At 72.4% G+C, this 9,460-nt stretch carries 8 protein-coding genes and 2 pseudogenes; 7 read left to right on the forward strand and 3 right to left on the reverse strand.

The genetic code is table 11. The annotated features are described in order from the left end of the window. Nucleotides 1–5: 5 nt before the first annotated feature. The gene (locus tag ABZ464_RS49575; RefSeq protein WP_359289128.1) at nt 6–1,262 is read right to left on the reverse strand and encodes an amidohydrolase family protein; all 1,257 of its coding nucleotides are present in this window, start codon (nt 1,260–1,262) and stop codon (nt 6–8) included. Between the two features lie 255 nt (nt 1,263–1,517). On the opposite strand from ABZ464_RS49575, the gene ABZ464_RS49580 reads away from it, so the two are divergent. From ABZ464_RS49580 to ABZ464_RS49595, 4 genes and pseudogenes are all read left to right on the forward strand, one after another. Next, the gene (locus tag ABZ464_RS49580) at nt 1,518–2,996 is read left to right on the forward strand and encodes an aldehyde dehydrogenase family protein (protein ID WP_359289130.1); all 1,479 of its coding nucleotides are present in this window, start codon (nt 1,518–1,520) and stop codon (nt 2,994–2,996) included. Between the two features lie 106 nt (nt 2,997–3,102). Then, complete coding sequence (locus ABZ464_RS49585) at nt 3,103–3,846, forward strand: branched-chain amino acid ABC transporter permease (RefSeq protein ID WP_359289144.1); 744 nt, start codon at nt 3,103–3,105, stop codon at nt 3,844–3,846. Next, nucleotides 3,843–4,658 carry an ABC transporter ATP-binding protein gene (locus ABZ464_RS49590; protein ID WP_359289132.1) on the forward strand — a complete coding sequence of 272 codons (816 nt, stop codon included), beginning with the start codon at nt 3,843–3,845 and terminating at the stop codon, nt 4,656–4,658. Before ABZ464_RS49585 ends, ABZ464_RS49590 begins: the two co-directional genes overlap by 4 nt. Beyond that, nucleotides 4,655–5,041 (forward strand): annotated as a pseudogene (locus tag ABZ464_RS49595) (ATP-binding cassette domain-containing protein); the annotation flags it as partial. The gene ABZ464_RS49590 and the pseudogene ABZ464_RS49595, both read left to right, overlap by 4 nt. Here the strand turns inward: ABZ464_RS49595 and ABZ464_RS49600 are convergent. Next, nucleotides 5,032–5,424, reverse strand: a pseudogene (locus ABZ464_RS49600) (enoyl-CoA hydratase-related protein); the annotation flags it as partial. The pseudogenes ABZ464_RS49595 and ABZ464_RS49600 sit on opposite strands and share 10 nt — an antisense overlap. Before the next feature lie 6 nt (nt 5,425–5,430). Then, the gene (locus tag ABZ464_RS49605) at nt 5,431–6,603 is read right to left on the reverse strand and encodes a thiolase family protein (RefSeq protein ID WP_359289134.1); all 1,173 of its coding nucleotides are present in this window, start codon (nt 6,601–6,603) and stop codon (nt 5,431–5,433) included. Between the two features lie 108 nt (nt 6,604–6,711). On the opposite strand from ABZ464_RS49605, the gene ABZ464_RS49610 reads away from it, so the two are divergent. Genes ABZ464_RS49610 through ABZ464_RS49620 form a run of 3 tightly spaced genes read left to right on the forward strand, consistent with a single transcriptional unit; the run spans nt 6,712 to nt 9,402 of the window. After that, entirely contained in the window at nt 6,712–7,848 is a 1,137-nt protein-coding gene (locus tag ABZ464_RS49610; protein ID WP_359289136.1) for an acyl-CoA dehydrogenase family protein, read from the forward strand. A gap of 22 nt (nt 7,849–7,870) precedes the next feature. Beyond that, the gene (locus ABZ464_RS49615) at nt 7,871–8,635 is read left to right on the forward strand and encodes an SDR family NAD(P)-dependent oxidoreductase (RefSeq protein ID WP_359289138.1); all 765 of its coding nucleotides are present in this window, start codon (nt 7,871–7,873) and stop codon (nt 8,633–8,635) included. An 8-nt stretch (nt 8,636–8,643) separates the two neighbouring features. Continuing rightward, nucleotides 8,644–9,402 carry an SDR family oxidoreductase gene (locus ABZ464_RS49620; protein WP_359289140.1) on the forward strand — a complete coding sequence of 253 codons (759 nt, stop codon included), beginning with the start codon at nt 8,644–8,646 and terminating at the stop codon, nt 9,400–9,402. The last annotated feature ends 58 nt before the right edge of the window (nt 9,403–9,460 follow it).

Genomic DNA, 9,460 nt, shown 5'->3' on the forward strand with positions numbered 1-9,460 from the left:
CCGGCTCAGGCGTCCTGCGGGACGGTGGCGAGCTTCTTGCTCTTGTCGAAGTGCACGACGTCGGCGAGGGTGCCGCCCAGGATGGCCGCGCGGTCCTCGTCGGACACCGTCTCGTCGAAGTTGTACGCGATGCAGTCGGCGCTGCTGCGGAAGGTGCCCTCGGCGTGGGGGTAGTCGTTGCCCCACATGATCGTCGAGACGCCGGTGATGTTGCGGGCCCTGACCGCCGTGGGGTCGTCCGCGAACTGGACGTGGATCTGGCGCTGGATGTACTCGCTGGGCTTGAGCGGGTAGGGCCACTTCTCGTTGATGGTGAACAGCCGGCCCATGGCGGGCTGGTCCTTCGGCGAGCGGCTGTCGTCCCAGAAGCCGAGCCACCAGTCGGCGTCCTGGCCGATGCCGGTCCGGAAGGACTTGTCCATGAAGCCCATGTAGGAGACCAGCCACCCCGCGCTGAACTCGATCAGGTTGAAGTGCAGGTTCGGGTACCGCTCACAGACACCGCCGCCGACGAGGTCGGCGATGATGCGCTGCGGGCTCGCGAACCCGGCGGCGGCGTTCTGCAGCCGGCCCGAGACCATGTCGTCGGTCAGCTGGCCCTTGCCCATGTTGACGGCCATCATCATCTGGCGGACGGTGGTGGCCGTTTCCGAGGTGTGTTCCTTGGTCTTCACCCCGCCGGTGGCGACATGGATGAACACCGGCATCCCGTGGGACTGGGCGGCGGCCCACAGCGGGTCGTACATCCGTGCGGCGTACGGCACCGGCGGGGTCTCGGGGATCAGGATGGCGCCGAGGCCCATGCGCGCGCACCGCTCGACCTCGGCGACGGCCTCGGGGACGTCCGTCACGGGGATCGCCGCCGTCGGACGCAGCCGGTCCTTGTGCTGGAGGAACCGCTCGGCGATGTAGTCGTTCCAGACCCGCGCGTGGGCCATCGACAGCTCGTGATCGTCGGTGAACAGCACGAACAGCGACAGGTTGGGGAACATCACCGAGGCGTCGACGCCGTCGAGGTTCATGTCCCGCAGGATGTGGTCGGGCTCGCCGTCCGGGGTCGCGCCGCCGAACTGGCGGTACTTGGAGATCGTCCAGCCGTCGTACCCGATGGTGTGGAGCTTCTTGAACTCGGTGTGACCGCCCTCGACGATCGGCTCGTCGAGGGTGAACTCCTCTTCCCACAGGGCCCGCTCGCGCAGCTGTTTGGGCAGGCGCGTCTTGAAGAGATCGACCGGCTCGATGATGTGCGAGTCGCCGGACACCACAAATTCCTTGAACACAGGCGGTACCTCTTTCGAACCTCGTCGTTCGTGGCAGAACCCACCCCCCGAATGGTGCCGAAGTTAGCTGTACCGATCGGTCTAGTCAATGATTCAGCATACGGAATCACCGGTGTATCCCAGGGAAAATGCCTGACAGATCGCTGACACACGGCTGACAGTGCAAGAGCTCTTCCTCGGCAGGCGCAATTCAGTACACTCAAATTGACGTGACTGGCAGAGATCAGGAGACGGCACATGACGACGGCGCACTCGTTCTCTTCGCAGCTCTACATCGACGGGCGCCGGACCGACGGCCGGTCGGACACCCCGCTGCCGGTCCGCAATCCGGCGACGGAGGAGACCATCGCGGAGGTCCCGGACTCCTCGCCGGCGGACGTTCGCCAGGCCGTCGAGGCGGCCCGACGCGCCTTCGACGAGGGGCCCTGGCCACGGATGAGGCCGGCCGAGCGGGCCGCCGTCCTGCTGCGCATGGCCGAGGAGATGGAGCGCAGACTGCCCGAGCTCGTGGCCGTGAACATGGCCGAGGCCGGCTCGGTGCGCCCGCTGGCCGAGACCCTGCAGACACGGGTACCGGTGACGCATCTGCGCGACATGGCCGAGCGGGTGATGCCGGCCTTCGCCTGGGAACGCCCGATGGACCCGACGATCGCGCCGGGCATCGGCATCTCCCAAGGTGTGCTGCGCCGCGAGGGGTTCGGCGTGTGCGCCCTGATCTCGGCCTACAACTTCCCGTTCTTCCTCAGCATGATGAAGGTGATCCCGGCGCTCGCGGCGGGCTGCACCGCCGTGCTGAAACCGGCGCCCGCCACTCCCCTGGAATCCCTGCTGATCGGCGACTTCGCCGACGCCGCCGGACTCCCGCCGGGCGTGCTGAACATCATCACCGGGGACGTCGAGGCCGGCCGCGAACTGACCACCCACCCCATGGTGGACCTCGTGAGCTTCACCGGGTCGGACACCGTCGGGCGCACGGTCTACGCCCAGGCCGCCGCCTCCCTGAAGAAGGTCGTCCTGGAACTCGGCGGCAAGTCGGCCACCGTCGTCCGCGCCGACGCCGACCTCGACGGCGCCGTCCGCTCCGCGCTGGCGGGCATCACCACCCACGCCGGACAGGGCTGCTCCCTGCTGACCCGCACCCTGGTGCACGAGTCCGTCCACGACGAACTGGTCGCCCGCCTCGGCGCGGCCCTCGCCGGGATCAGGGTCGGCGATCCGGCCGACCCGTCCACCACCATGGGCCCGCTGATCAGCGCGGCGCAGCGGGACAAGGTCGAGAAGCTGATCCGGGTCGGCGAGGAGGAGGGGGCGCGGCTCGTCCACGGCGGCCGGCGTCCGGCCGGCCTCGACCGCGGCTACTTCATGGAACCCACCCTGTTCGCCGGCGTCGACAACGGCATGACCGTCGCGCGCACGGAGTTCTTCGGACCGGTGGGTGTCGTCATCCCGTTCGGCACGGACGAGGAGGCGGTGCGGATCGCGAACGACAGCCCGTACGGCCTCGCCGGCGCCGTCTGGAGCGCCGACACCGTGGCCGCGTACGACATCGCGTCCCGCATCCGGGCCGGCGGAGTCACGATCAACGGCGGCAGCGCCGGGGTGAACCCGCGGGCCGCGTTCGGGGGGTACAAGCAGAGCGGACTGGGCCGGGAGTGGGGCGAGTTCGGGCTGGCCGAGTACCTGCAGACGAAGACCGTCAGCTGGGCGGCGCGCTGAGCGGCACATCGGACGACGGACCGGGCGGCACCACGTCCCGGTTGCCGTCCGGCCCGCCGCCCGCCGCTACTCCCGTCGCTACTCGACGCTCACCTTCACGCCGGGGATCCTGGTGAGCGCGCTGTGCGTGGTCCCGGTCGGTGTGGCGCTCGGGCTGCTGACGATCCGGCTGGGCAACCTGTACGTCGCCCTGGTGACCCTGACCTTCGGTCTCCTCGCACAGAACCTGGTCTTCCTGCGGGACCGCTTCTACCACGCGGGCCAGGGCATCTTCATGCCGCGCCCCGCCTGGGCCCTGGACAACCGGACCTTCGCACTGCTCGCGCTCGCGGTGTTCGCGGTGCTCGGCCTGTTCGTCGTCAATCTGCGACGCTCGACGGCGGGCCTGGCGGTGACGGCGGTCCGCTGGAGCGAGACCGGCTCCCGCACCCTGGGACTCGGCGTCGTGCCCGTCAAGGTGCTGGTCTCCGCCGTGGCCACCTTCGTCGCCGCGGTGGGCGGCGGGCTGCTGGCCCTCGCCTACCAGTCGGCGCTGCCCGACTCGTTCAACCCGTTCACCGGGCTGGTCTGGCTGGTGGTCCTGGTGACCGTGGGGGCGCGGCCGGTCGTCGGCGCGCTCGTCGCGGGGGTGACGTTCGCGGTCCTGCCCAGTGTGTTCCAGACGTATCTGCCGGTCCGCTGGGCGGAGATCCCGGTGATCCTGTTCGGGTTCGGCGCGGTCATGCTCGCCCGCAACCCGGAGGGGATCATCGCGATGCACGCCCGGCAACTGCGCGACCTGGGCCGGTGGCGGCAGGGACGACGGGAGCCCGCCGAGGAGCCGTCGATCGCACAGGGAGAGCTCGTATGACCGTCGCCTCCTCCGGTACGACACCCCCGCGCATCGAGGCCAGGGGGGTCACCGTCCGCTTCGGCGGTCTCGTCGCCCTGAGCGAGGTCGACCTGGCGGTGCCGCCGGCCTCTGTCGTCGGGCTGGTGGGCCCCAACGGGGCCGGCAGGAGCACGCTGTTCGCCGTACTCTCCGGGCTGCTCGCGCCGAGCGCGGGGTCGGTCCTGATGAACGGTCACGACGTCACCCGGACCAGTGCGCAGGCGAGGGCCGGGCGGGGTCTCGCGCGCACGTTCCAGCATCCGGAGCTGTTCCCGGGGCTGACGGTCCGCGAGCACGTGGTGCTGGCGGACCGGCTGCGGCACACCCGCCACCGGATCTGGACCGACCTCGTCACCGGGGGCGGCTTCCGGCGGGCGCCCGCCGACGAGGACCGGCGGGCCGACGCGCTCCTCGCGGCGCTGCGGCTGACCGGGCAGGCGCACCGGCCGGTCTCCGGACTGCCCCTGGGCACGAGCCGGCTGCTGGAGATCGCCCGGGCGCTCGCCGTCGATCCCGGGGTGCTGCTCCTGGACGAGCCGTCCTCGGGGCTCGACGTGCGCGAGACCGACGAGTTGGCGGCGACGCTCCTGCGCGTGGTGGCCGACCACGGGGTGTCGCTGCTCCTGGTCGAGCACGACGTCGAGCTCGTGCTGGGAATGAGCCACGTCGTGCAGGTCCTCGACTTCGGCGTCACGATCAGCAAGGGGTCCCCGGCCGAGGTGCGCGAGGACCCCGCCGTACGCGCCGCGTACCTGGGAACGGGGCACGGCGAGGAGAGGACGTCCGTATGACCGTCGCCGCCACCGTCGCCGCCACCGCCTCCCCCCTGCTCGCCGTCCGTGGTCTGTCCGTCCGCTACGGAGCCGCCCAGGCGCTGCGGGACGTGACCTTCGACGTGGCGCCGAACAGCACGCTCGCCGTGCTCGGGCCGAACGGCGCGGGCAAGAGCACGCCGGCCCGCGCCCTGTCGGGGCTCGTGCCGCCCGTCGCCGGAAGCGTCGTGCTCGACGGCCGGGACCTCACCGGGCGGACGCCCCACGCGATCCGGCGCGCCGGGCTCGTCCATCTCCCGGAGGGCCGCGGGGTGTTCCCCTCCCTGACGGTCGTGGAGAACCTCCGTATGGCCACCCCTGCGACCGGCGCTCCAGGGCGGCGGGCGTGGGTGTCGGCGAACCGGGCGCGGTCGGAGGCGATGAGGAACGCGCAGGACAACGCCAGCTCCAGTGCGCCGGTGCAGCAGAGGCCGTTGATGACCCCGAGCACCGGGGTGCGGGACGCCCGTACCACCTCGGCGGGATCGGTGCGCGCTCCGCGAGGGGAGCCCGTGCCGTCGCCCAGCGCCTCCTTGAGGTCGAGGCCGGCCGAGAAGGCGGGGTCGGCGCCCGTGAGGACGACCAGCCGGGTCTCGGGATCGGCGTCGGCCGCCCGGACGGCCTCGATCAGCCCGCGCCGCATCGCGATCGTCATCGCGTTGCGCGCCCGCGGCCGGGCGAGCGTCAGCCACAGGACGCCGTCCGTCCAGCGGCAGTCCAGTCCCTCGGTGCCCACCTCGATCATCGTCGTTCAGACCGTCAGGACCATCGCCGAGCCCATGCCGCCGCCCGCGCACATCGCCGCGACCGCGGTCCCGCCGCCGCGCCGGCGGAGCTCGTGCGCGAGGGTCACGACCATCCGGGTGCCGGTGGTGGCGATCGGGTGGCCGAGGCTGCACCCGCTGCCGAAGGGGTTCACCCGCTCCGGGTCGAGGCCCAGTTCCCGGGTGGTGGCGACGGCCACCGCGGCGAAGGCCTCGTTGACCTCGAACAGGTCGACGTCGTCGAGGCCGAGGCCGGCCCGGCTCAGGGCCTTGCGGATCGCGGCGACCGGCGCAAGGCCCGTGCGGACGGGGTCGACGCCCACGCTCGCCCAGGACCGTACGGTCGCGAGGGGGGTGAGGCCGTGCTCGGCGGCCACGTCCGATCCGGCGACGACGACCGCGGCCGCCCCGTCGTTGACACCGCTGGAGTTGCCGGCCGTGATGGAGAAGCCCTCGATCTCGGGGTGCAGCACCTTCAGCGCGGCCAGCCTGTCCGCGTCGGTGTCGCGGCGCGGATGCTCGTCGGTGTCGAAGACCGAGGTCGTTCCGTCCCGGCCGGTGACCTCGACGGGCACGATCTCGTCGCGGAACCGCCCCTCGTCGACGGCCCGTACGGCCCGCTCGTGGGAGCGCAGCGCCCAGGCGTCCATCTCCCGGCGGGTGAGACCGGCCAGGCGGGCGGTGTTCCAGCCGACGAGGACCGCCATGTCGTCGTTGGGCGCCTCGGGTGCCGGGACATGGGTGGGCGCCATCCAGGGGTCCTGCCAGTCGTCGGTGCCGGGGATCCGCCGCCGGGCCACCGGCGCCGTGGACGACGAGTGGGTCCCGCCCGCGATCACCACCCGGTCCATGCCGGCCCGCACACTCGCCGCGGCGGTCGCCACGCTCGCGAGTCCGGAGGCGCAGTGGCGGTTGTGGGCCAGGCCGGGGACGTGGGCCAGCCCGGCCAGGAGCGCGGCGTACCGGGCGATGTCACCGCCGCCAGCCAGGGATTCGCCGAGGACGACGTCGTCGATCGTCACGGCGGGCAGTCCGCTGCGGCGCGCGGCCTCGCGGACCACGACCGTGGCGAGCTCGAAGGCGTCGGTGTCCCGCAGGGTGCCCCGGCGGGCGGTTCCGATGGCGGTACGGCACGCGGAGAGAAGAACGGCATCAACCATGGAATTCAGAGTACTTAAATGAGGCTCCACCCGACAGATCCGTGCCGAATTGCCGCCAGATCGCGCCCAGATCTCGACCGAGAAAATAAAAGAGGATACCTTGCTTGAGTGAACTTCGAGCTCAGCGAAGAGCAGGACATGCTCCGCGAGGCCTCTCGCGACCTGCTGTCGGACCGGGCCCCGATCGAGCGCGTACGGGCCTGGGCGGACCGCGACGAGGATGTCGATCCCGAGGTGTGGCGGCTGACGGCCGGCCTCGGCTGGCCGGGGCTCGGCCTGCCCGAGGAGTACGGCGGGGCGGGCCAGGGCCTGGTGGAACTCGCGCTGGTCGCCGAGGAGATCGGGCGGGCGCTCGCGCGGGGTCCGTTCGCGCTCACCTCGGTCGTCGGCAGGGCGGTCGCCACGGCGGGTCCGGCCGGGCTGCAGGCCGAGGTGCTGCCCGCACTCGCCGCCGGATCGGGCTGGGCCGCCTGGGCCTTCGCCGAACCGCGCGCCCCGTGGTCCCTCGACGGTGTCCGCGCCACGGCCCGGACCGACGGGGACGCGATCGTCCTCGACGGCGTCAAGACGGCGGTGCAGGACGCGGGCGGCGCCCGCTGGCTGCTCGTCACCGCGCGCCACGACGGGGCCCCGGCGTCGTTCCTCGTCGACCGCGACGCTCCCGGTGTCGGCGTCCGCCGACACCGGGTCCTGGACCTGACCCGGTCGTTCCACGAGGTCCGCCTGGACGGCGTGCGCGTCCCGCACGAGCGCCGGCTGACCGCCGGCCCCGCCGAGATCCAGCGGCTGCTCGACGAGGCGTCGGTGCTGCGGTGCGCCGACGCGCTCGGCGTGCTGGAGCGCATGCTGGAACTCACGGTCGAACACACCGCGTCCCGCATGCAGTTCGGTCGGCCGATCGGCTCGTTCCAGGCCGTCAAGCACGCCTGCGCCGACATGGCGCTGCTGGTGCACGGCTCCCGGGCCGCCACCGCCTACGCGGCGATGGCCGCGGACGCGGGCGCCGAGGACGCCGGGCGGGCCGCCTGCGCCGCCGCCTCGTACGTCACGGCCGCGACGGGCGAGGTCGCGGCCCGGGCGCTCCAGCTGCACGGCGGCATCGGCTTCACCTGGGAGCACGACCTCCACCTCCACCTGCGGCGCGCCCGGGCGGACAGCGTGCTGTACGGCGATGCCGCCGTGCACCGCGACCGGCTGTGCGCCCTCCTGCGGCGGTCTCCCCGGCCCGTGCCCACGCAGACCTGACGAACGATCCGAAAGGTTTCCGATGGAGATCAAGGGCAAGAAGGCCGTGGTGTTCGGCGGCGCCTCCGGCATGGGGCGGGCGACCGCCGAACTGCTGGCGGCCCGCGGCGCCGAGGTCGCCGTACTGGACCGTCCGGCGTCGGCGGGAGCCGAGGTCGCCGCCGCGTTCGGCGGGAGCTTCCACCCCGTCGACGTGACCGACTTCGAGGCGACGGAGGACGCGCTGGGCGCAGCCGTCGACGCCCTCGGCGGTCTGCACGTGTCGGTCACCACGGCGGGCGGCGGCAGCGTACGGCGCACGCTCGGCAAGGACGGTCCGCACGACCTGGAGACCTTCCGCCGGGTGCTCGACCTGAACGCCGTCGCCACCTTCAACGTCAGCCGGCTGGCCGCCGCGCACATGAGCCGCAACGCGCCGGAGGAGCCCGACGGCGAACGGGGGGTCATCGTCAACACCTCCTCCATCGCCGCCTTCGAGGGGCAGATCGGCCAGGTCGCCTACTCGGCCGCCAAGGCGGCGATCGCCGGCATGAGCCTGACGATGGCCCGTGACCTCGGCTCGCTCGGCATCCGGGTCGTCGCCGTCGCGCCGAGCCTGTTCGAGACCGGCGCCACGGAGCGGATCCCGGCCGAGACCCGGGCCGCGCTGGTGAAGGACGCCGCCTTCCCCCGGCGGCTGGGCCGCCCCGAGGAGTACGCGAGGCTCGTCCTCGCCGTCGTGGACAACCCGATGCTGAACGGCCAGTGCCTGCGTCTCGACGCCGGCCAGCGGTTCGGCCCGAAGTGAGGTTCTCCATGCCGGACACCACGGAACACCAGGGCCGGGTGGCTCTCGTCACCGGCGGCGGGCGGGGCTTCGGCAAGGCCTTCGGGGAGGCCCTGTCGGCCCTCGGCGCCCATGTCGTGCTCGCGGACGTCGACGGTGACGCCGCGACCGGGGCCGCGGCCGAACTTGCCGCCAGGGGCCTGAGTGCGAGCGGAGTCGCCTGCGACGTGGCCGACGAGGACACCGTCGGCGCGGTCGTGGACGAGATCGTCGAACGCCACGGCGGACTGGACATCCTGGTCAACAACGCCGGTCTGCACGCCGCGTACAACAAGCCGTTCACCGAACTGGGCCTGGCCAAGGTACGGCGCGTGCTCGACGTCAACGTCATGGGGACCGTCATCTGCTCCCTCGCGGCCCGGGAGGCCATGCGGGGCCGTCCCGGCGCGTCCGTCGTCAACATCTCGTCGTCGGCGGCGTACGCGAACCGGAGCATCTACGGCGTGTCGAAGCTCGCCGTGCGAGGTCTGACGGTGTCCTTCGCGCGCGAGTTCGCCGCCGACGGCATCCGGGTGAACGCGATCGCGCCGGGCCTGATCCTCACCGACACGGTGCGGGCGCAGCTCTCCCCCGCCGAGGCCGACCGCGTCCTCGGGGAGCAGATCCTGCGGCGGGAGGGCAGAGAGCAGGACGTCGTCGAGGCGCTGCTGTACCTGGTCTCCTCGAAGGCGTCCTTCGTCACGGGTGAGACCCTGCGGGTGACGGGCGGGTTCGCGCTCTCCGTGTGACACCCCCGCACATGTCTGTGGCCGGGCCCCCGGGGGCCCGGCCACAGACATGTGCGGG

This window comes from Streptomyces sp. NPDC005820 (genome assembly GCF_040630255.1).
In the GTDB taxonomy this organism is placed as follows: domain Bacteria; phylum Actinomycetota; class Actinomycetes; order Streptomycetales; family Streptomycetaceae; genus Streptomyces.

Coding starts and splice junctions, on each gene's coding strand:
- ABZ464_RS49580 (WP_359289130.1), top strand. CDS start 1,518: ATGACGACGGCGCACTCGTTCTCTTCGCAGCTCTACATCGACGGGCGC.
- ABZ464_RS49590 (WP_359289132.1), top strand. CDS start 3,843: ATGACCGTCGCCTCCTCCGGTACGACACCCCCGCGCATCGAGGCCAGG.
- ABZ464_RS49605 (WP_359289134.1), bottom strand. CDS start 6,603: ATGGTTGATGCCGTTCTTCTCTCCGCGTGCCGTACCGCCATCGGAACC.
- ABZ464_RS49615 (WP_359289138.1), top strand. CDS start 7,871: ATGGAGATCAAGGGCAAGAAGGCCGTGGTGTTCGGCGGCGCCTCCGGC.
- ABZ464_RS49620 (WP_359289140.1), top strand. CDS start 8,644: ATGCCGGACACCACGGAACACCAGGGCCGGGTGGCTCTCGTCACCGGC.